The 20,609-nt window shown below is 60.2% G+C and carries 18 protein-coding genes and 2 tRNA genes; 4 read left to right on the top strand and 16 right to left on the bottom strand.

Annotated features, from left to right (window positions below):
• Position 1 precedes the first annotated feature (1 nt).
• The 6 genes from OOT55_RS04445 to OOT55_RS04420 all read right to left on the bottom strand — a co-directional run bounded on the left by OOT55_RS04445 (position 2) and on the right by OOT55_RS04420 (position 6,373).
• The gene (locus OOT55_RS04445) at positions 2-1,330 is read right to left on the bottom strand and encodes a UDP-glucose dehydrogenase family protein (protein WP_265367937.1); all 1,329 of its coding nucleotides are present in this window, start codon (positions 1,328-1,330) and stop codon (positions 2-4) included.
• 72 nt (positions 1,331-1,402) lie between these two features.
• Entirely contained in the window at positions 1,403-2,026 is a 624-nt protein-coding gene (locus OOT55_RS04440) for a dUTP diphosphatase (RefSeq protein WP_265367936.1), read from the bottom strand.
• A 175-nt stretch (positions 2,027-2,201) separates the two neighbouring features.
• Positions 2,202-2,981: a TatD family hydrolase gene (locus tag OOT55_RS04435; RefSeq protein ID WP_265367935.1), complete on the bottom strand. Its 780-nt coding sequence runs from the start codon at positions 2,979-2,981 to the stop codon at positions 2,202-2,204.
• Between the two features lie 221 nt (positions 2,982-3,202).
• On the bottom strand, positions 3,203-3,553 hold the full coding sequence (locus tag OOT55_RS04430; RefSeq protein ID WP_024460045.1) for a PilZ domain-containing protein: 351 nt from the start codon (positions 3,551-3,553) through the stop codon (positions 3,203-3,205).
• A 612-nt stretch (positions 3,554-4,165) separates the two neighbouring features.
• Positions 4,166-5,200, bottom strand: coding sequence for an IS110 family transposase (locus OOT55_RS04425; protein ID WP_265365857.1), 1,035 nt, complete (start codon positions 5,198-5,200; stop codon positions 4,166-4,168).
• Positions 5,201-5,359: 159 nt separating this feature from the next.
• Entirely contained in the window at positions 5,360-6,373 is a 1,014-nt protein-coding gene (locus tag OOT55_RS04420) for a DNA polymerase III subunit delta' (protein ID WP_265367934.1), read from the bottom strand.
• Positions 6,374-6,612: 239 nt separating this feature from the next.
• Between OOT55_RS04420 and OOT55_RS04415 the strand changes: the two genes are divergently transcribed.
• Both OOT55_RS04415 and traF read left to right on the top strand, forming a co-directional pair.
• Positions 6,613-7,239: an RluA family pseudouridine synthase gene (locus OOT55_RS04415; protein ID WP_265367933.1), complete on the top strand. Its 627-nt coding sequence runs from the start codon at positions 6,613-6,615 to the stop codon at positions 7,237-7,239.
• 156 nt (positions 7,240-7,395) lie between these two features.
• Positions 7,396-8,625 (top strand): conjugal transfer protein TraF, encoded by a 1,230-nt coding sequence (gene traF / locus OOT55_RS04410; protein WP_265367932.1) that lies wholly within the window; start codon positions 7,396-7,398, stop codon positions 8,623-8,625.
• A gap of 11 nt (positions 8,626-8,636) precedes the next feature.
• Here traF and tmk read toward each other — a convergent pair whose 3' ends face one another.
• Complete coding sequence (tmk, locus tag OOT55_RS04405) at positions 8,637-9,254, bottom strand: dTMP kinase (protein WP_265367931.1); 618 nt, start codon at positions 9,252-9,254, stop codon at positions 8,637-8,639.
• A gap of 140 nt (positions 9,255-9,394) precedes the next feature.
• Between tmk and OOT55_RS04400 the strand changes: the two genes are divergently transcribed.
• Complete coding sequence (locus OOT55_RS04400) at positions 9,395-9,904, top strand: peptidylprolyl isomerase (protein WP_265367930.1); 510 nt, start codon at positions 9,395-9,397, stop codon at positions 9,902-9,904.
• 7 nt (positions 9,905-9,911) lie between these two features.
• On the top strand, positions 9,912-10,634 hold the full coding sequence (gene lpxH / locus OOT55_RS04395; RefSeq protein ID WP_265367929.1) for a UDP-2,3-diacylglucosamine diphosphatase: 723 nt from the start codon (positions 9,912-9,914) through the stop codon (positions 10,632-10,634).
• Between the two features lie 89 nt (positions 10,635-10,723).
• Here the strand turns inward: lpxH and pepN are convergent, their stop codons facing one another.
• The 9 genes from pepN to OOT55_RS04350 form a co-directional block, all read right to left on the bottom strand.
• Positions 10,724-13,405, bottom strand: a complete 2,682-nt coding sequence (gene pepN, locus OOT55_RS04390; protein WP_265367928.1) for an aminopeptidase N — start codon at positions 13,403-13,405, stop codon at positions 10,724-10,726.
• A gap of 356 nt (positions 13,406-13,761) precedes the next feature.
• Complete coding sequence (locus OOT55_RS04385; protein ID WP_265367927.1) at positions 13,762-14,022, bottom strand: YeaC family protein; 261 nt, start codon at positions 14,020-14,022, stop codon at positions 13,762-13,764.
• Between the two features lie 41 nt (positions 14,023-14,063).
• Positions 14,064-14,912, bottom strand: coding sequence for a rhomboid family intramembrane serine protease (locus OOT55_RS04380; RefSeq protein WP_265367926.1), 849 nt, complete (start codon positions 14,910-14,912; stop codon positions 14,064-14,066).
• Positions 14,913-15,014: 102 nt separating this feature from the next.
• A complete protein-coding gene (locus OOT55_RS04375) occupies positions 15,015-16,007 on the bottom strand; it encodes a metallophosphoesterase (RefSeq protein ID WP_265367925.1) in 993 nt (330 codons plus the stop codon).
• 7 nt (positions 16,008-16,014) lie between these two features.
• Positions 16,015-16,911 carry an NAD(+) kinase gene (locus tag OOT55_RS04370; RefSeq protein WP_265367924.1) on the bottom strand — a complete coding sequence of 299 codons (897 nt, stop codon included), beginning with the start codon at positions 16,909-16,911 and terminating at the stop codon, positions 16,015-16,017.
• A 74-nt stretch (positions 16,912-16,985) separates the two neighbouring features.
• On the bottom strand, positions 16,986-18,125 hold the full coding sequence (locus OOT55_RS04365) for a cyclic nucleotide-binding domain-containing protein (RefSeq protein WP_265367923.1): 1,140 nt from the start codon (positions 18,123-18,125) through the stop codon (positions 16,986-16,988).
• 71 nt (positions 18,126-18,196) lie between these two features.
• Positions 18,197-19,537 carry a hypothetical protein gene (locus OOT55_RS04360; RefSeq protein ID WP_265367922.1) on the bottom strand — a complete coding sequence of 447 codons (1,341 nt, stop codon included), beginning with the start codon at positions 19,535-19,537 and terminating at the stop codon, positions 18,197-18,199.
• Between the two features lie 645 nt (positions 19,538-20,182).
• A tRNA-Asp gene (locus OOT55_RS04355) sits at positions 20,183-20,259 on the bottom strand.
• A gap of 34 nt (positions 20,260-20,293) precedes the next feature.
• Positions 20,294-20,369: transfer RNA gene (locus tag OOT55_RS04350), tRNA-Val, on the bottom strand.
• Positions 20,370-20,609: the final 240 nt, after the last annotated feature.

Genomic DNA, 20,609 nt, shown 5'->3' with positions numbered 1-20,609 from the left:
TTTACGAAGGGCGGCCCACAGAGTAATAAGTGAAACCTTTCTTGACCATCCGCTTCGGATCGAACAGGTTGCGGCCGTCGAACACCAACGGCTGGGCCAGTTGCTGTTTGATCAGCTCAAAATCCGGAGCGCGGAAGGCCTGCCATTCGGTCACGATCACCAGGGCGTCGGCGCCTTTCAGGGTGCTTTCTTTGGTGCCGCACAGGCTCAGATCGTCACGGCTGCCGTAAATGCGCTGGGTTTCCTCCATGGCTTCCGGGTCGTAGGCCTGCACTTTCGCGCCGGCGGCCCAGAGGGCTTCCATGAGCACCCGGGAGGGCGCTTCGCGCATGTCGTCCGTGTTGGGTTTGAAGGACAGGCCCCAGACGGCAAAGGTTTTGCCTTTCAGGTCGCCGCCGTAGTGTTTGTTGATTTTCTGGAACAGGGTGGTTTTCTGTTCGTTGTTACGCGCTTCCACCGACTTGAGTACTTTGGCGTCAAAGTTGATGTCGTCCGCGGTGCGAATCAGGGCCTGGACGTCTTTCGGGAAGCAGGAGCCGCCGTAGCCCACGCCGGGGTAGATAAACTGGTAGCCAATGCGCGGGTCGCTGCCGATGCCCTGCCGCACGGCTTCGATATCCGCACCCAGCAATTCGGCCAGGTTGGCAATTTCGTTGATAAAGCTGATTTTGGTGGCCAGCATGCAGTTGGCGGCGTACTTGGTCAGCTCGGCGCTGCGCACGTCCATGATCATGACTTTGTCATGGTTACGGTTGAACGGCGCGTACAGCTCGCGCATGATTTCCTCGGCGTAGTCGTCATCGGTGCCGATGATAATGCGGTCCGGCTTCATGCAGTCGGCCACCGCAGAGCCTTCTTTCAGGAATTCGGGGTTGGACACCACGGCAAATTCGAGGTCGGTGCGGCTGCGCTTTTCCAGGGTTTCCGCGACTTTGGTTTTCACCTTGTCGGCGGTGCCCACGGGCACAGTGGACTTGTCGATAATGACCTGGCGCTTTTCCATGTGGGTGGCAATGGTCTCGGCCACGGCCAGCACGTATTTGAGGTCGGCGGAGCCGTCCTCGTCCGGCGGAGTACCCACGGCGATGAATTGCAGGTCACCGTGTTTGACGGCCTCGGCCGCGTCGGTGGTGAAATGCAGGCGGCCGGCGGCGTAGTTTTCGGTCACCAGCGGCTCCAGGCCGGGTTCGTAAATCGGGATTTCACCGTTTTTAAGGCGCTCGACCTTTTTGGCGTCTACATCAACACAGACCACGTCATGGCCGACTTCGGAGAGGATGGCGCCTTGCACCAGACCGACGTAGCCGGTACCAAATACGGTAACTTTCATGCGGGTAAGGTCCCTTTCATAAAGAGAGTGGATTTCGTTGGGGCGTATGATAACGGGGTTGGGTGGGTATTTCTATGTGTGGCGGTACCGCGCTACCAGCGCCTGGTAAAGGTCATCTTTGAAGCTGGGACTCCCCGCATCCAGTTCCCGCACCACTTCCACCAGGTGCTCGTTGTCTTCCCGGCCGTCCTGCCAGTGTTTGCGGTAGCTGCCGTCTTTGTAGCCGTGGTCCTGCCGGAAGAAGTTGAGGACGTTTTTGCCGACATAGCCCCGGTAGAGGTCTTCGAAGCTCATGTCGACGCCGGCCATGAGGCGGCCGAATTTGTCGATGTGGAATTCGCGGTCGGCCAGTGTGGCGCCGGCGAAGGCTTCGAGGTCGAGGCGGAAGTCGGGTTCGTCGGTACTCACGTTGAGCTGTTGGTCGATGTCGGCGGCCAGTGCGTCGAGGTCGTCGCTGTTTTGCAGGAGGATGCTGAGGCCGAAGTGCCAGATGTCGATGAGTTCGAGGGCGACCTGGTCGGTGTCGGGGGTCTGTTTTTTCCACCATTTCCAGCCGTAGTGTTCGAGCAGCTCCGCGCATTCGATCCAGATGGCGCGGTAGAATTCGAATTGCTGGGAGCGCCATTCCGGGTGGACTTTGGTGTTCATGCTGTCTTGCAGGTCGAGCATGATCATCAGTTGTTGGGTGCGGGGCATCAGGTGTCTCCGGTTGGTTTTTGTGGCGGCATTATACATTGATTGTTTGGAGCGTTGACGGAGCCCGGTAGCGGCGGATGCGCGCTTCGCACTTATCCGCCCTACACGACCTGCCGTGGTTTGCGTAGGGCGGATCGGTCCGACGCCTCGGAGCCGAAGGCGCATCCGCCGTTGCCTAACCTCGAGATTTCGGAAACAACCGATGGAAATTCTCGGTGGTCTGCTCCGCGAGCTTTTCTACGGGCATTCCCCGGAGATCGGCGACAAACTCTGCCACTTCGCGTACGTATTGGGGTTCGTTGGATTTACCCCGGTGCGGGACCGGCGCTAGGTATGGGGAGTCGGTTTCGACCAACAGGCGGTCGAGGGGGATCTGTTTGGCCACTTCGCGCAGGGCTTTGGCGCTGTTGAAGGTGACGATGCCGGATAGGGAGATGTAGTAGCCGAGGTCGAGGGCTTGGCTGGCCATGTCCCAGGTTTCGGTGAAGCAGTGGAGGACGCCGGCGTGTTCGGTGCTGCCGTGTTCGCGGATGAGGGCCAGGGTGTCTTCCCGGGCTTCGCGGGTGTGGACGATGATGGGCAGTCCTGCTTGGGCACCGGCTTTGAGGTGCAGGGCGAAGCTTTCCTGTTGGAGTTCTTTGGTCTGCTCGGCATAGTGGTAGTCGAGCCCGGTTTCGCCCAGGCAGATGACTTCGGGTGCCCCGCCCCACTCTACCAGCTGTTCGACGGTGGCGGTGCCTGATTCGACGTCGCAGGGGTGGACGCCGACGGAGGCGTAGACGTCGGGGTATTGGCGGGCGATGTCGACGACGGTTTCGCGGTTTTCGAGGCTGACGCCGATGCACAGGAATTGCCGGATGCCCCGCTCTCTGGCGGCGTCGAGGGCGGCGTCGAGGTCGCCGTTGTAGGGTTTGAGGTCGATGCGGTCGAGGTGGCAGTGGGAGTCGGTCAGCATTGCAGTCGGTCGTAAATTCGGGTGAATGGATGTTGGGGAGGGATTGTCGCATACCAGGGGTGGGTATGTCGTGCCGGTTAATGCGGGTGGTTGGGTATGTTGGAGTTCGTTACGGCGGATGCGCGCTTCGCGCTTATCCGCCCTACGCGAGCGGCCGTGGTTTGCGTAGGGCGGATAAGGCCAGAGGCCGCATCCGCCGTAACCCAACCTCGACGCATACACTACATGGTATGCGTCGGCCTCTCGGACTCGAGGGAGCCGGCGAGGTAGGTTTCGATTTTGTTGACGGCGGTGTTGTCCTGGTCGCTGAATTGGACGCCTATGCCGGCGGCGCGGTTGCCTTGGGCGCCTTTTGGGGTGACCCAGACGACTTTGCCGGCGACGGGGATTTTTTCGGGTTCGTCCATGAGGTTGAGGAGCATGAAGACTTCATCGCCCAGTTTGTAGCTTTTGCCGGTGGGGATGAACAGGCCGCCGTTTTTGACGAAGGGCATGTAGGCCGCGTAGAGCACGGCTTTGTCTTTGATGGTGAGAGAAAGTATCCCGTTTCGGGCACCGCCAAGTGCGTGCATACTCTGCTCCGGTGTTGGATTTTGGTGAAACAGTAATGGATTCGTACCTTGGTGTCCAGATAAGGTGCTTGAGTTGGGTCCGGGCCTCGGAGGGGGAAGCCTTTTCAAGACACGCCGTAAACCCGGCCCCCCTTCGCGCTCCCGGCGCTCCGGGACACTTCCCACATCCGTGTGGGGCGTCCATGGGGGGCTCGACGCGCGGAGTCCCGCCGCTTACGGTCTTGGAAAGGTTCACCCCCTCCGCAGCCCTCAGTGCCATACGTCGCGCTGGTTGGGGTTGGTTACGGCGGATGCGCGCTTCGCGCTTATCCGTATATGGTCTCCTCCCCGTTTGCAAGGTCTCAGTGCTCGATGTCAGGGACAGGTTGGCTCCCGTATATCCGGCCTGTTGAACGAGGCGGCTTTGTCGCCTCTGGCCTTGATGGAAGATGCGCGCCTGCCGTCCTCATCGCCCTAACGGCCTTTGGGGCCCTCGGATAAGTCAGGTTTTCGGCAGGCCGGTCTGACCTGTTATGCCATCGATCGCTGTGACCCTCGCAACCTGAGGGAAGGTTTACCTCCGTAACTATCTACGTCGCCTCGTTTGTCTATTCCACTCGCTCCCTGATTAACTTATCCGGCCATTCGCTCCTCGATCGGCCGGTACCGCTCGCCTCGGGCGATGATCACCCAGGCCATGCGGACTAACTTGTTGGCCAGCGCTACGGTGGCTTTGTTGAACCCCCGCTCGGCCTTGATGCGCTGGATCCAGCGGCTGAGCGGGTCGCTTTTCTGGTCCGCTCGTGACACCACCGCCCGAGCTCCGTGGATCACCTGCGCCCGCACATAGGGATCACCCCGTTTGCTGATCCCCAGAAGGACCTCCTTGCCACCGGTGCTGTTCTGTCTCGGTATTACCCCCAGTGCCGCCGAGGCATCCCGCCCCCGGCCGAACTGCTGGCCATCGCCCATCCAGCCTTTGAGCTGGCTGGCTACCACCGGGCCAACACCCGGCAGCGCATCCAGGCGTTGGCAGACCTCATCGGCTTTGGCCTGTCGCTTCACCTCCTGGTCATACCAGGCCAACTCCTCTTCTACCTCCAGGAAGCGCTGATACTGACGGTGCAGCAACTGCCGAGCCCGTGGGCTCAACTCGTTCTCGGCATCCTCCAGCGCCAGGGGCAGTTCCCGGCGCAGGGCCGCTATCCCCTCAGGGATGATGACACCGTACTCGGCGAGCAAGCCTCGCAGCCGGTTGCCCATCCGGGTGCGCTCAGCGATCACGCTGCGGCGCAGCTTGTGCAGCATCTGCTCATCCTGCTGCTCGATACTCTTGATCGCCACCGGGCGGATTCGTCCGTGCTCACAGGCCTCGGCGATCGCCTGGGCATCGTTGTAGTCGTTCTTCTGGCCCCGCAGATACGCCTTCACATGCTGGGCCGGCAGCAGCTTCACTTCGTGCCCCAGTGCCTGTAGCTTGCGCCCCCAGTAATGGGCGCTGGCGCAGGCTTCCATGGCTACCTTGCAAGGGGCCAGCTTTGCCATCTGATTAAGCAGTTGCTTGCGGCGCAATTTGCGCCTCCACCCGCACTGGCCATTCGGGCCCAGTCCGTACACTGCAAACTCATTCTTTGCGAGGTCAATGCCAATCGTTGTAAGCTTTGCCATGGTCTCCTCCCACTCATCTCAGATAGGAACTTATTCCTCCCCTATCTTGGCGCATCGCGACGCCGATTAGGAGGGGAGGAGACCATCTCATCGCCCTACGCATACTACGGCAGGTCGTGTAGGGCGGATAAGCGAAGCGCATCCGCCGTAACCCAAATTCTACGCCGCCCTCATCGCCTGCCGCATCACGACACCCCAATCGAGCAACAACTCTTCCAATAGTAGCTGTTTGTTGGGGTTGGCGCCGCTGAGCCATTGGCTTTTGACGGTGAGGAGTTTTTCCAGGTACCGGTGTAGAAGCGCCGGGGGGATGCGCTGGAATTGGTGTTGGAGGTGATCCGGCAGCGGTTTGAAGGTGGAGACGTCGGCGCCGGCTTGCCATCGGGCCAGGTCGTAGAGCCAGATGAGAAGCCATTCGATGGCTTCGCCGACGTCGCCTTTTTGCCATTGGTCGGCGAGCTGGATGGCGGTAAGCTGCTGGTCGCAGAGTCTGATGAAGTCTTTTTCGCGCTGTCGGCGTTGTTCGAGGGCGTCGCCTTCGAGTAGGGCCAGGGCGTGCAGGGGTGCGCCTCGGCCCAGTTCGAGCAGGGCTTCGGGTTCGAAGCCGCTGCCGGAGACCAGGGGGTTGAGCCAGTTCAGGACCTGGGCCTGGGGCGGGATGGCGAAGCTGCGCAGTTGGCAGCGGCTGCGGATGGTGGGCAGCACGGCGCTGGGGGTATGGCTGATGAGGATCAACACGGTGTCGTCAGCGGGCTCTTCCAGGGTTTTGAGCAGGGCGTTGGCGGAGTTGGCGTTCATGGCTTCGGCCGGCTCTAGGATGACGACTTTGTAGCCGCCCTGTTGGGCGGTGGTGCCCAGGGTCTGGGTGAGTTCGCGGATAGCGTCGATTTTGATGGCTTTGCCTGGCTCTTCCGGTTGCAGCACGGTGAGGTCGGGGTGGGTCTGGGCTTTGAGCAGGCCGCAGCTGTGGCATTTGCCGCAGGCGGTGTCTTGCTGGGGTGTCTGGCACAGGAGCCGCTGGGCGAGTGCGGTGGCCAGGTGGGCTTTGCCGATGCCTGGGGGGCCGGCGAACATGAGGGCGTGTGGCAGTTGGCCTTCGCTGATTTGGCGGTTGAGGCGTTGCCAGGGTTCTTTTTGCCAGGGGTATGGCAGGGCCGGGAAGTGTTCGGACATGGGGCGTCGGTTTCGGTTGAAGTTTGGCGGTATTGTACGCGTTCGGGTTGGTGGTTGCCCAGCGGTTGCTCCATCACGTCCGGCCCATGGAGGGGAAGCCCTTTCAAGACACGCCGTGAACCCATCCCTGGGGGCTCGACGCGCGGATTCCCGCCGCTTACGGTCTTGAAAGGGCTTCCCCTCCACGGACCTCAGTGCGGGTCGTCTGGGGTACAATGGCGCCTTTTTTGGTGGGGTCGATGGTACTTCCTGAGATTGTCTATGCCGACGATACGCTGCTGGTGGTCAATAAGCCCGCCGGGTTGTTGACGGTGCCGGGGCGTGGGCCGGAGAAGCAGGATTGTCTGATCAATCGGTTGTTGGCGCCCTACCCTAATGCCCGGATTGTGCATCGGCTGGATCAGGCGACGTCGGGGTTGGTGTTGATTCCGCTGGGGTATGAGGCGCAGAAGCATCTGGCTCGGCAGTTTGAGCAGCGGACGGTGCATAAGCGTTATACGGCGGTGGTCGGCGGTGTGGTGGAGGCTGATACGGGGGAGGTGGATTTGCCGTTGATCTGTGACTGGCCGAATCGACCCCGACAGAAAGTTGACTATACTGACGGCAAGAAGGCGTTGACGCGTTATCGGGTTCTGCAGCGTGGTGCGGACGTGACGCGGGTGGCGTTGGAGCCGGTGACCGGGCGGTCGCATCAGCTTCGGGTGCATATGCAGGCGTTGGGGCATCCGATTCTGGGGGACAATCTGTATGCGACGCCGGGGTATCTCGCCGCTTCGGAGCGTCTGCTGTTGCACGCCACCACAATTGAATTTAGCCATCCGCAGACCGGTTCACCCGTGCACTGTGAGTCACCGCCCGCTTTTTAGCCGCTGTTATTGCCAAAGCTTCTCCCCGAGGCAAGATCAAGACCATTTTCTAATAACACCCAAATGGGTTATTGCACCTGCTTATATAATGGGTCACAATTTAACCACTAACATTTTTTTACGTTTCCCTCAGTTTCTCCTTCACAGGTTTGTAAAATGAAAAAAACGCTTCTCAGCATGGCCTTGATGGCCGCTTCCGGCGTCGCTGTTGCCGGTGACTACTACAACGGACGCTTGACCGGTATGTCCGGGGCGGGTTACGCCACCGGCGGTTATGCCGACGGTGTGGTTTATAACCCGAGTCTGGGCGCCAAGTTTGAGGGACGAGACGACTTTGCCCTGGTTTTCAACGGCGGCGTGCTGGGTGAAGACGAAGACGACCTGATCGACGGCCTGGAAGATCTGGCTGATTACCTGGATGAACTGGAAGAAAAAACGGCCTATGACTACTTCGACGAGATTGGTGGCTTTGACCCCAATGATCCGCTGGCGTCGGAGCAGGAAGCGCGGCAGTTGATGGAAGAAGAAGCCCAGGAGGCTATTCGCCGCCTGGAGAATATTGCAGACAAGACCGCCAACATTGGCGCTGGCGGCAGTTTTGTTCTGGCCATCCCCAATGATCTTCTGTCTTTGTCGGTAGTCGGTAAAACTCGTGTCGAGGCCGCCGTGCAAACAGTGATCAACGAGGAAGATTACCAATACATCGAAGAGTCTGTCGGTCAAACCAACTTCGACCCCTCCGGTCTGCAGTCCTACGGTGTGGGCCGTGGTGCGGCGGTGTCCGAGGTGGGCCTGGCGATGGCCAGGAGTCTGGAGACCGGTGAAGACTCGCGCCTGCTGTTGGGGGTGACGCCGAAGTGGATGCACGTGATGACGTTTGTGTACTCCTCCACCGTGGACGATTTTGATGAGGACGATTTCGACGGTGATCAGTACACCGTGGAAACCGACGATGTGAACGTCGACCTGGGGGCAACTTACCTGTGCGGCGACATGCGCTACGCCCTGACGGTGTCGAACCTGATCAGCAATGAGTACGAGACCATTGTGCCCGGCGACACGCTGGAGATTAAGCCGCGCGCCACGACCGCCGTTGGTTACGAGGGCAGCTGGTTTACCGCCGAGGTTGCCGCCGATCTGAACACCAGCCCGAACTTTGCCACCGGGCAGGACACCCAGTTTGTTCGCGCCGGCGCCGAGCTGAACGCTTTCAATTGGGCGCAATTGCGGGTGGGCTTCCAGCGCGATCTGGAAGATAACGTGGAAGACACCGTATCGGTGGGTGTTGGCTTCTCACCGTTCAATGTGGTGAATGTGGATATTGCCGGCTTTACCGGTGATGGAAATACCGCCGGTGCTTCCATGCAGTTGGGCCTGCGGTTCTAAAATACAGAACTCTACAGGTTGATTAAGACCTGTTTGATGGCCTGCTGGACCCGCTCAAGAGGTTGCCCGGCATCGACCACCGCGTAGCGGTTCGGTGCCCGGGCGGCCAACACCCGATACACCGCCCTCACCCGCTCGAAAAACGCTACCGCCTCCCCTTCAAACCGATCCGGCACGCTGCGCCGACTGGCGCGGGCCAACCCCTTTTCGACCTCAATATCCAGAATGACGGTCAGGTCCGGACGCAGTTCGCCCTGTACCAGGGTTTCCAGTTGGGCAATGACGCTCTGATCAAATCCCCGGCCGCCGCCCTGATAGGCGTAGGTCGAGTCCGTGAAGCGGTCACACAGTACCCAAGTGCCGGCCGCCAGCGCCGGTTTGATCACCTGCTCCAGGTGCTGGGCGCGGGCCGCGAACACCATCAGTAACTCCGCCATCGGATCCACCGTCTCGTCCCGGGGTGCCAGCAGCAGGCTGCGTATCTCTTCCGCCAAGGGCGTACCGCCCGGTTCACGGGTGACCAGCACACGATGGCCCTGCCCCTCCAGCCACTGTTGGATGAAGTTGAGGTTGGTGCTCTTGCCGACACCTTCGGTGCCTTCCACGGTGATAAAGCGGCCTGGGGTCACGGATGATGGGTCCTGTGGTTATGGCATAAAATTCTGTGCGAAGTTTATCATGGTTGAGCAGGTGGCATCTTAACGCTTATCTGGTGATGACGGCCTTGTGGTAAGATGCGGGCTTTTAGTCCTAACATAAGGGTTCCACTATGAGCACCGCATCCAAGGTCACTCTGCATACTTCCTATGGCGACATCACCATCGAACTGAACCACGAGAAAGCGCCCAAAACAGCGGCCAATTTCGCGCAGTACGCGCAGGATGGCTTTTACGATGGCACCATCTTTCACCGTGTGATCAGCAACTTCATGGTCCAGGGCGGCGGCATGACCGAAGACATGCAACAGAAGCCGACCCGGGCCCCGATTGAAAACGAAGCCGACAACGGTCTGGGCAATGCGGTGGGCAGCGTCGCCATGGCGCGCACCAATGACCCGCACAGCGCCTCCTCTCAGTTCTTCATCAACGTTCAGGATAACAGCTTCCTCAACCACCGCGACAAGTCCATGCAGGGCTGGGGCTACTGCGTGTTTGGTAAGGTGGTGGAAGGCATGGACGTGGTGAACAAGATCAAGGCGGTACCCACCGGCAGCAAAGCCGGGCATCAGGACGTTCCGGTTGAGCCGGTGTTGATCGAGAAAGCCAGCGTCAGCGAGTAAGTTCTCCATGACGCGGTTGTTTGTTTCCGATCTGCATTTGAATGAGCGCGAGCCCGTTATTACCGAAGGCTTTTTCCGCTTCCTCAGGGAACAGGCCCGGGGCGTGGAGGCGCTGTATATTCTGGGTGATTTTTTTGATGCCTGGATTGGCGACGACGATAACAGTGAACTGTCGAGGGCCGTCGCCCGGGCGCTGAAGACGCTGGCGGAGTCCGGCACGCGCATCTACCTGATGCACGGTAACCGGGACTTTCTGATCGGCGATGACTTCGCCCGTGCCTGCGGTGCGGAACTGTTGCCGGACCCGAGTGTGATCAACCTGTATGGACGCCCCACCCTGCTGATGCACGGCGACAGTCTGTGTACGCGGGATGCCGAGTATATGGCCTTCCGCCGTCGGGTTCGCTCTCCCCAGTGGCAGGCGGAAGTCCTGTCACTGCCGCTGGACAAACGTCGTGAGCTTGCGGCGCATATGCGCCTGCAAAGCAAGAGCATGAACAGCAACAAGGCGCAGGATATTATGGATGTGACGCCGAGCGAGGTGGAAAAAGCGATGCGCAAGGAAGGCACTGACCTGCTGATTCATGGCCACACCCACCGGCCCGCCCGCCACCCGCTGGAATTGAATGGCCAGCCGGGGGAGCGGATTGTGTTGGGGGATTGGCACGAGCGGGGGTGGTGTCTGGTGGCGCAGCCCGGGGTGTTGCAGTTGGAGTCTTGGGAGCTGTAACGACGTCAGACAGGATAACGGCGGATGCGCGCAGCGCGCATCCGCCGTTGCCCCACTTAACGCGCTTGCCGAGCTCACCGCACCCACCATCACACCAAACTCTTACTCACCACCTCGTACACATCCTTGGACAACTTCGGTTCGGCCTTGATGCGCTCCAGCTCGGCGTGCATCAATTCCTGCAGGGCTTTCGGATACTTTTTCCAACGGGTCAAGGGCGTCACCAGCCGCGCGGCGATCTGCGGGTTGACGGCATTCAGGCGCAGAATCTGATCGCCCAGGAATCGATACCCTGCCCCGTCGGCGCGGTGGAAGTTGATCGGATTGGCATTGGTGAAGGCACCCACCAGCGCCCGGATCTTGTTCGGGTTGTTGGGTTCGAACGCCGGGTGCTGTTCCAGTTCGCGTACCACGTCCAAGGTATTGGGCCGACTGCTGGTCGCCTGCACCCGCAACCACTGATCCACCACCAACGGCTCGTCTTTCCAGGTCTGGTAAAAGTCCGCCAACACCTGCTCCCGAACCGTTTCGGCACCGGATGCCTGGCTGTTGACCAACTCACCCACCGCCGCGATCGCGTCGGTCATATTGTTGGCCTGACGGTACTGTTGCTCACAGGCCTTGATCATCTCCGCTTCGTTCAGGGTCATCAGATAGCTGAGCGCGGCATTTTTCAGACTGCGCTCGGCAATGTCATCCGCGGTGGGCCGGTAGGGTTTGCCGTGATCGTAGGCGCGGTAAATCCGGGTCAACTCGGGTTTGAGCGCCTCGGCCAGAGCCCGTTTGACCGCAGCCCGGCTGTGGTGGATGGCCTCCACCTGAATCTCGTCCTGCTGCTCGCCCAGATAGGCTTCTGACGGCAGGCTGAGCATCAGGGCCACCATGGCTTTATCCAGCGACTCGTCCTGCAGCAGCAGGCGGTTGGCCTCGATCAACCGTTCATCGATGGCAATGCCGCTCAGATCGTCGCCCTTCTGATAGACGGCCATCACATCCTCAATCACCTGAATGGCCAATTGCTGACTGGCATCCCAGCGACAGAAGCCGTCGCTGTCGCCACTCATCAGGCGCATCAGGTCATCGCGGGAATAGTCATAATGCAATTTCACCGGTGCGGAGAAACCGCGCAGCAGGGACGGCACCGGTTTTTCCGGCAACTGCTCGAATACGAAGGTGTGCTCCGCCTCCGTCAATTCCAGCACGGTGTGGGTGTTGTCATCGGTGTCCGGGTTCGGGGCCTGCCCCTTGATCTTCAGCGGCAGTGAGCCGGCGCTGCCCAACAGCCCCATGGCTACCGGAATATGAAAGGGTTGTTTTTCCGGTTGCCCGGGCGTGGGCGGGCAACTCTGGGCAATGGTCAGGTGGTATTCCCCGGCGTCCTCGTCCCAGCGATCGGTCACGGTCAGCTTGGGTGTGCCGGCCTGATCGTACCAGCGTTTGAACTGGGTCAGGTCGCGACCGGATACGGCTTCCATCGCCGCCACAAAATCCTCAGTGGTGACCGCCTGGCCGTCATGGCGCTCGAAGTACAGGTCCGTGCCTTTGCGGAACAGCTCCGGCCCCAACAGGTTGGCCAACATGCGCACGACTTCGTTACCCTTCTCGTAAATGGTCAGGGTGTAGAAGTTGGAAATTTCGATGTAGGAATCCGGCCGCACCGGGTGCGCCATGGGACCGGCATCCTCGGCGAATTGCAGGGTGCGCAGCATGGACACATCTTCCACCCGCTTGACCGTGGGCGAGCCCATATCCGCCGAGAAAGTCGCATCCCGATAGACGGTGAAACCTTCTTTCAGGCTCAACTGAAACCAGTCCCGGCAGGTGACGCGGTTGCCGGACCAGTTGTGAAAATACTCGTGGGCCACAACGCCTTCAACGCGCTGGAAACCGGCATCGGTGGTGGTTTCCGGTTTGGCCAATACGCAGGCGGTGTTGAAGATATTGAGGCCTTTGTTTTCCATGGCGCCCATGTTGAAATCGTCTACGGCGACGATCATGAAAATATCCAGATCGTATTCCCGCCCATATTGTTCTTCGTCCCAGCGCATGGCGTTTTTCAGGGACGTCATGGCGTGTCCGCATTTGTCGAGGTCTTTGGCTTCGACAAAAATCTTCAGCGTCACTTCGCGACCGGACATCGTGGTAAAGGTGTCTTCGATGTGCTCGAGGTTACCCGCCACCAACGCAAACAGGTAGGCCGGCTTTTTGTGTGGATCGTGCCAGGTGGCAAAGTGGCGGCCGTTATCGGCGCTGCCCTGCTCGATCAGGTTGCCGTTGGAGAGCAGGACCGGGAACTGTTTTTCGTCGGCCACCACGGTGGTGAAAAACTCGCTCATCACATCGGGGCGATCCAGGTACCAGGTAATCTTGCGGAAGCCTTCGGCTTCGCATTGGGTGCAGTACATGGTTCTGGAGCGGTAGAGCCCTTCGAGGGAGGTGTTGTTTTTGGGGTCGATGTCGCCGACGGTGGTCAGTTCAAATTGTTCGGGGGCGTCGAGCAGGGTCAGGCTTTCGTCGTCGAGGCGGTATTCATTGTCGCTGAGTGGGCGACCGTCGACGGCCACGGAGACGAGTTCGATTTCCTGGCCGTGCAGGGTCAGGCCTTTGCCGGTCGGGGTCACGTCGGGGTTGCGGCGCAGTGTCAGTGTGCTGGTGACGCGGGTTTTGTTGGCACCGAGGTCGAAGTGCAGTTCGGTGCGGTCGATCAGGTATTCCGGCGGCCGGTAGTCTTTCAGTTGAATGGCTTTCGGTTGTGCGTCGCGTGCGGACATAAATAACTCCAAATATTTTAAGCGTGGGGTGCCAAATTCAGGGACCGGGCCGGTTCAGGGTGTATGGTTCCCAGACACGCCGTAAACCCATCCCTGGGGGCTCGGATCGCGGGTCCCCCGCTCTACGGTCTGGGAACCATACACCCTGAACCGGCCCTCTGCACGTTGTAGAAACTGTGGTTGCCTCACGGACTTACGATAGCTCGGAGGCCGGAGGCGGGGTAGACCGTTCGGAGACTCTCTGAGGCATGGATGCCGATGAGAAGCCTACAGGGATGTATTCACGGCGGGTCTCCGAACGGTCTACCCCGCCTCCGGCCGGACTACAACTTATCCCAAAAGACAAAATAAAAGTGTCACTTCCACTTGAGAGGCTGCTCGGCCTCAGCCACCTCGCCTTCGCCGCCGCAGTGAGTGTGGGGCTTGGGGGGAATGTAGCCGGTGTGTTGCTCCGGGGGTAGATGTTTGTGTTCGTAGGCGATGACCGCCTCCATGCAATGCTGCCGTTGTTCCGGCGTCACCACCCGGCCGTCGGGCCATTTGCCCAGTTCCACGGCGCGCTTGAGGTTGTCATAGATTTCCGGGGTCAGTGAATTGAGCAGGTCTTGGTAATTCATGGGATCGCTCTGTGTTCAGGTATTGGAGGCAGTATAACAAATCAGCGCGCCGGGTTTTTGCTGGTCAGGATGCCCCAGGCCATGCCAGCCAGGAGGCCGCCGAAGTGGGCGCCGTTGGCGATGGAGCCACCGATAAAGCGGTCGACGATGCCGGTGAAGCAGATGACCAGCCAGACCAGCATAAAACCGATGATGCCCGGGGGGACTGCCAGCATCGGATGGGGGCTGAATTTCTGGCGCATCCAGATGAACCCGATGAGGGCGTAGACGACGCCCGACATGCCACCAAAAACCGACGGGCCGCTGGCAAATTGGGCCAGGTTGGCGGCGATGGCGGTGCCGACGAAAAACAGCAGGTAGTGACCGACACCCAGTACGGCCTCCAGGCGCCGACCCAACTCCCAGATCCAGAGGCCGTTGAACAGGATGTGAAAGGCGCTGAAATGCAGAAATGCCGGTGTCAGCAGGCGCCATAGTTCGCCCCGGGCCATGGCCTCGCTCCAACTGCCAAATTCCGGGCCGGCACCGGTCAGGCTCAGGGGCTGGAAGGTCAGCCAGGGAATCAGGGCACCGCCGAGCAGGTTCATGCCGATCAGGGTACCGGTGGCGCTGAGTAGCAGCAGCGCGAGAGTGACCGGGAACTGTCGGGGGCCAGGACCGGCAGGCACATCGCGGCGCGGTGATTCATCCGTGGGCAGCTCCAGTTCGCCCTGCAACCAACGTTCGGTCAGATCCGCCAATGGGTCGACCAGAGCCGGATCCTGGACCCAGATCTGTTGGTGGGTGCCTTCGTCGGTAATGCGATGAATCAGGCCTCTCTGGCGAAGGAAACGGCTGAGCTCGGTCAGGTCGCGGGTCAGGGGGAGTTGTTTGACAGGAATCCAGGTCACTTGGGGGCTCGTTGGTTGAAGTTTGGTTACGGCGGATGCGCGCTCCGATGCGTCGGACCGATCCGCCCTACGCAAATATACAGGTGGACATCAAATAATCTATCAGGGATCGACGTAGGCCCAGACAAATTTTTCCGGGTTCAGTTGCGTTTCGCCGTCGAAACGGTAGGCCACCAGTCGCCCGAATTTGACCGCGCTGTAATCCAGGCAGCCGATGTTGGGGGCAATGGGTTCCGGGTGGCCCTTGAGCCAGTAGTGGCCGACGAACACCGGTTTTTCCTCTGCGCCATAGGTTACCATCTGTTGCCGGTGTTCGGGGCTGATCGGTTGCTGCCCGAAACCCTCCGGGAGGGGATCGGGCTGGAACAGCAGCTCCGCGTAGGTCTGCGCGTCTGGGGCCCAGAATTTGGTCCGAAAGTGCGTCCGTTCGACACCGTCGCTGGAAACGATGGTCATACCTTTCGGCAGAGGCAGGTCGACACCACTGGTGAGGCGCTGTTTGGTACGTGCCGCCACACTGCCCGGGATGGCGGTTTCCTGCAGGAACGTCTCGTCGAAGTGACCGTCACCAAAACGGGCCCGGTGTCGGGCGATCAGCTCCGCGTCCCAGCAGGCATGGACCACGCGAAAACCCGGCCACTCCAGAAACAACGGCAGGCGGCGAAACCAGGCCAGATACCGGTTCCACTCTTCCGGGTAGTCGGCGAACTGGGCGAGGGTTTCGGCGAGCTGACGGGTATTGCGGGCGGTGTGGGGACGCAGATAGTCGGCCGGGGCACCCGGGCGCCCACCGGTTTTGAGCGTGTAGTAGGCCAAGGCATTGAACTCGTGGTTGCCCAGCACCATGCGGGCGGCACCGGCGGCCACCATGGCGTGCACCAACTGCAGGGCTTCACGGATTCTCGGGCCCCGGTCGATGATATCGCCGACGAAAATCGCCTGACGGCTGTGATGGTAGTAGCCGCTGGCACCCTGACGGTAACCCAGTCTGCGCAGGAGCCGCTCCAGAGTATCGGCACAGCCATGAACGTCGCCGATGACGTCATAGCCCTGCCACTGTCCCGATAAACCCGCACCAAACGACTCTGACCCCATTGATACCTCAGTCCAGCAAGTGCCCGCCCCACCCCAGCTTGGAGCGGCAGCGCTCATAGAAGTTGTGGTTGACCGGGTGAATCAATTTCAGCAGCTTCGGCTTTTTGCGAATGAGCACCTCGTCGCCCGGGTGGGCCATGAAATGCATCTGACCATCACAAGTGACCTGAGGGTTGGTATTGTTATGCTCGCCCACCAGAATTTTGATTTCACTGTCCCCGGGCACCACCATCGGGCGACTGCTGAGGGTGTGCGGGTTCATGGGTACCAGGCCGATGGCGTCCAGGCGCGGATGCAGGATGGGCCCGCCACCACTCAACGCGTAAGCGGTGGAACCGGTGGGCGTGGAGACGATCATGCCGTCGGAGCGCTGACTGGTCACAAAGTGGCCGTCCACATAGAGCTCGAACTCCAGCATCCGGATAAATTCTCCCGGGTGCAGCACCACATCGTTGAGTGCATCGCCGGCGCTGACCAGTTGGCCACGGTGATAGACACTCATGTCCAGGAGAAAACGCTGCTCCTCGACGTATTCGCCGGCGAGCACCTCGCCCACCTTCTCTTCAATGTCTTCCGGCGTGATGTCGGTCAGGAAGCCCAGGCGACCCCGGTTGACCCCCAACAAGGGCACACCACTGTCGACCAGCGCACGAGCGCCGCTGAGCATACTGCCATCGCCACCCACCACGATCACCAGATCGCAGTGTGAGCCCAGCTCTTCCAGGGAGACGGTGTGCGTTGCGTCGTTGATCAGATCCTTGTCCGGAAAGTGCTCGGCGGTTTCCTGCTCAAGCACAAACGCCCGGCCCCGACTCTGCAGGAAGCGGATCAGGCGCTTCAGGGAATAGAGTGCCCGATCGCTGTTGCGGCGCACTATCAGGCCGATGGTGGTGAATTCGGACATTCAGACTCTCTCGTCGCAATGGTCAGTTTATTGGCATGTCGGGGCACCGGAGGGGTGCCCCAGAGGTGATAGCTTCAGGCGGGCTCCGGACAGGCCCGGCCCTCTTTTAACACATAAGGGGTCGGGTCATCGAACTGTTCTGCCCATTGAGGATCGCCAAAAAGCGCCGGCGCATCGTTCAGTGCCTGCGCCCGATACCCTTGCTGACGCAGCAGGTGGGCCGTGGCCCGGCTGCGGCGGCCGGTGTCACAGTAGCACAGGTATTCCACGTCATCGGCCAGCAGGCGGGATTTGATGGCCAGCAGGCTGAGCGGGATGTTCACCGCCTCCGACAGGTGCTGCGCGCTGTACTCCTCCTCGCTGCGGGTATCGACCAGCACGGCGCCTCGGGCACGGGCTTCCGGCAAGGTGGCCAGCGGTACCGTCGGCACCTCGGGGGCCTTGAGCAGTCGGTAGAAATCCTGCTTGTCCAGCACCATCAGCACGCCGTCGCTGAGCATACGCACCCGGGCGTTGCGCGGGGCATCGTTCACCAGCGCATCCTCCCCGAAACACCGGCCCGGACCGATGTCGGCCAGGTGCGTCCAACGGCCGTCCCCATGGCGGTGAACCTCGGCCTCCCCTTCCTTGATGAAATAGCAACAGTCGCCGATTTCACCCTGGCGGATGATGGTTTCACCGGTATGGACCACCCGGGGTTTCAGCCGATAGAAAATCTGCTCGACATTCAGGGGCGGCACCTTGAAAAACAGGTTGGAGCGCAACACCGTGGTCATCCAGTCGATGTCTTCATCCAGATCCCGTTCCCGGGAGATGTTCAATTGCAGATAGTCCGACACCTGACTCCAGGTCAGCAGTTGGTCCAGGCGCTCACTGTCGATGCGCAGGATACTGCAATCTGTCTCGGCAACCGCCGTCACCGGCCGGGGCTGCTGGTGGGCCAGAGGCACCAGGGTTGAACGCCCCTTGACCCGGGTCTGCGCGCCCTGCCGGTCGGTCAGGAGAATATCACCGTGCAGGAGGTACAGGTGCTGGCGATCGTATTCGCCGACGCGAAACAGGGTCTGCCCGGCAAAGACCACTTCCGCCTGACTGTGCGACAGCAGGTCCCGGAGGTGGCTTTCGCTCATGTCTTTGAGCGGCACCAGGGTGCGGGTCAGAGAGAGATCAAAAGCCGGATCGGAGGTCGGCGTCTGAGGCTGCGATGACAGCATGGGTCGTTCCTTACCGATTTCGCATGGTTCGCTGAGCGAGTGGAATTGAGCGTTATTGTGCGCCGTTTTCCCTACTGTGCCAAGCGCTGACCGACCACCACCTGATGGGCCGCACAGCGATCGCTTTCGCCGGGGTGAAAGTCGGCCGGGCGGGCGACCTGGGCCAAAGCCTTGCCACAGACGTGGCCCTGGTCGTTTTTGGCGGTACAGACCGGCTCGCGGGAGTGTGCCAGCCACTCCTTGTACAGCGCCGGTACCACACCGGCGGCCCGGGCCGCGAAGGTCTCCGGGTCGTCGAGGTAGGCGGCCATCTCGCTGGCGGGAACGGTGAGCTGACCGACACCGGGGTGAAACGCGACAAAACTGAGGCCGGCCCGATCCAGCCGGTCGAGCAACTGCCCGCCACCCTGCTCCAGCAGACTCTGGTTTTCCTGGCGCAGGCGGGCAATCTCTTCCTTGAAGTTGTTTTCCTGCTGGTGCCGGTAGAACAACTCCATTTCACGCATCCCCAGGCGTTCTTCCAGCTCGGCGGTGGCGTTCTGGACCCGGGCCTCGAGCTCCATCTCATAGTTTTCCTGCAGTGTCTGGAGCTGCAGGTTTTCATCTGCATGGGCCGCCTTCAGCTTATGACTGAAGTACTCCCGCATGCCCTCGATTTTCTGAACCTGGGCATCAAAGTTCTCTTTCAACGTCTCCAGACGCTGGCTCAGCTCGCCATTCTGCTCCTGCAGTTGGCGGACTTTGTCCCGGTAGGCCTGCAGCCTCTGCTGGTGTTCCTGGTTGAGTCCATCAATTCTGCGGGCATGGCGATTGTTGAGGGTGGTGATGCGAAGCCGCTGCTCCTTGAGCATACGGGCCAGTCGGTCGCGCATCTCCTGAGAGTAGTGCTCGTGCAGTGCCTTTCTGAGCTTCTGTGCCTCACGGGGCGCAATGGATTCCTCGTCCTTTGTCTCCTCGGGCTCCGGTTCATACTTCACCAGTCCCAGGCGGTTGCGCGCCACCGATTTGCGCAACAACACAAAGCTGTTGCGGCCCGGCTCCATTTGCGGGTCCCACAGATACTGCTGCTGCCAGGCCACCGGGCACTGACTGAAACACACCAGACGAATCGGCCCCGCGCCCAGATCCGGCCCCCGGGAGGCCTGCTCGACCAACTGTTGCAGCGGCAGGTTCCAGCGATTGTCCACCATGCCCCGCCCGTCAAAGGCGATGACGAAAAACACCAATGCGCTGATCTGCAATTGGGGATTGATGGTCAGGTAAGCGGCTTTGGCGGTCTGGCCCGCGTAGTCGGGCACCGGCACAAAGCCATCCAGAATCGCTTCGAACTCGGTGTACAACATCTCCCGGGCAACCTGATCGCCAGAGAAAAAGAACACCGCTTCGGTGTGTTCCGAGTTGGGATGGGCCATAGGCAAACCGGGTATTGATGACAGGGACACTATTGACAGTTAACGTCAAAATCCGCCAACACTCAAGTTGACCGGCGCATTATGCCGGTTGCTTGGCAATGACTCTGTGATCCGGTCGGCAGAATAATCGGCCCGGACGGGCCCGTTCAGGGGGGAGGGCGTTACAGGTCGGAGTAGTCTTCAGCACCGTCGTCGTCAATGTCATCGAAACTGTAATCCAGCAGGTCTTCCAGGTAGTCTTCCACAATCATATCCTCTTTGGTTCGCGGCGCGTCGTTAATGGTGGAGTCCCTTCCATGCGCCGATCCGTCAGGGTTAGAGTACGATTGGGGTGTGACAGTTTCGTGATTGTGGGGATTTTTTTTGGGGCGGGTTCTCAGTTAGCTGTGGAGTAGCATCACGTCCTCGGACGGGACTCACTCGAAATGCTTGTGATTGCTGAACGCCTTGGCAGCGCTTTGCGCTGCGCGGACCGGACGGGAAAGATTCGCCTCATCCTGAGGCTCACCCTCCGGGCGGCTTCGCCGTCCCAATTTGTTCCCGACAAATTGGTCGACCCTGCGGGTTCGAGCCCCGTCCGCGGCGAACCACGGCAGTTTCTTACAGGCACAAAAAAGCCCCAACTTGTGGGGCTCTTTCTTAATATGGCGGACCGGACGGGACTCGAACCCGCGACCTCCGGCGTGACAGGCCGGCATTCTAACCAACTGAACTACCGGTCCGCGCTGTCATGGCAAGGGAACGCACTTAACGAAGTGGTGGGTGGTACAGGAGTCGAACCTGTGACCTACGCCTTGTAAGGGCGCCGCTCTACCAACTGAGCTAACCACCCTCGCCATGGGCTGCGCATTCTACCGAAATCCGAACCGGTGTCAAACACTTTCGGGAAATTATTGATAAAAAAGCCAAGATGTTGATTGTTGGGCATTTTTTGATCATTTGGCGATGGATTCATGGCCGTCGCCAACGCTGCCGGAGCGGGTGAAAATGGGCTTTGCCTGCACCGCTTCGGATTTGGCGCCGAATTTTGACGCAGTTCGTTAGAAGTTAGGTCCTCAGGGGGTTAGAATGC

This window comes from Marinimicrobium sp. C6131 (assembly GCF_026153455.1).
Classification (GTDB): Bacteria; Pseudomonadota; Gammaproteobacteria; order Pseudomonadales; family Cellvibrionaceae; genus Marinimicrobium.
Note: the sequence above shows the minus strand (reverse complement) of the source record. Positions and strands in the feature narration are given on the sequence as shown.

Coding starts and splice junctions, on each gene's coding strand:
- OOT55_RS04360 (WP_265367922.1), bottom strand. CDS start 19,537: ATGGCCCATCCCAACTCGGAACACACCGAAGCGGTGTTCTTTTTCTCT.
- traF (WP_265367932.1), top strand. CDS start 7,396: ATGAAAAAAACGCTTCTCAGCATGGCCTTGATGGCCGCTTCCGGCGTC.
- OOT55_RS04440 (WP_265367936.1), bottom strand. CDS start 2,026: ATGCCCCGCACCCAACAACTGATGATCATGCTCGACCTGCAAGACAGC.
- OOT55_RS04375 (WP_265367925.1), bottom strand. CDS start 16,007: ATGGGGTCAGAGTCGTTTGGTGCGGGTTTATCGGGACAGTGGCAGGGC.
- OOT55_RS04435 (WP_265367935.1), bottom strand. CDS start 2,981: ATGCTGACCGACTCCCACTGCCACCTCGACCGCATCGACCTCAAACCC.
- lpxH (WP_265367929.1), top strand. CDS start 9,912: ATGACGCGGTTGTTTGTTTCCGATCTGCATTTGAATGAGCGCGAGCCC.
- OOT55_RS04420 (WP_265367934.1), bottom strand. CDS start 6,373: ATGTCCGAACACTTCCCGGCCCTGCCATACCCCTGGCAAAAAGAACCC.
- OOT55_RS04425 (WP_265365857.1), bottom strand. CDS start 5,200: ATGGCAAAGCTTACAACGATTGGCATTGACCTCGCAAAGAATGAGTTT.
- OOT55_RS04400 (WP_265367930.1), top strand. CDS start 9,395: ATGAGCACCGCATCCAAGGTCACTCTGCATACTTCCTATGGCGACATC.
- OOT55_RS04430 (WP_024460045.1), bottom strand. CDS start 3,553: ATGCACGCACTTGGCGGTGCCCGAAACGGGATACTTTCTCTCACCATC.
- OOT55_RS04385 (WP_265367927.1), bottom strand. CDS start 14,022: ATGAATTACCAAGACCTGCTCAATTCACTGACCCCGGAAATCTATGAC.
- pepN (WP_265367928.1), bottom strand. CDS start 13,405: ATGTCCGCACGCGACGCACAACCGAAAGCCATTCAACTGAAAGACTAC.
- OOT55_RS04415 (WP_265367933.1), top strand. CDS start 6,613: ATGGTACTTCCTGAGATTGTCTATGCCGACGATACGCTGCTGGTGGTC.
- OOT55_RS04445 (WP_265367937.1), bottom strand. CDS start 1,330: ATGAAAGTTACCGTATTTGGTACCGGCTACGTCGGTCTGGTGCAAGGC.
- OOT55_RS04365 (WP_265367923.1), bottom strand. CDS start 18,125: ATGCTGTCATCGCAGCCTCAGACGCCGACCTCCGATCCGGCTTTTGAT.
- OOT55_RS04370 (WP_265367924.1), bottom strand. CDS start 16,911: ATGTCCGAATTCACCACCATCGGCCTGATAGTGCGCCGCAACAGCGAT.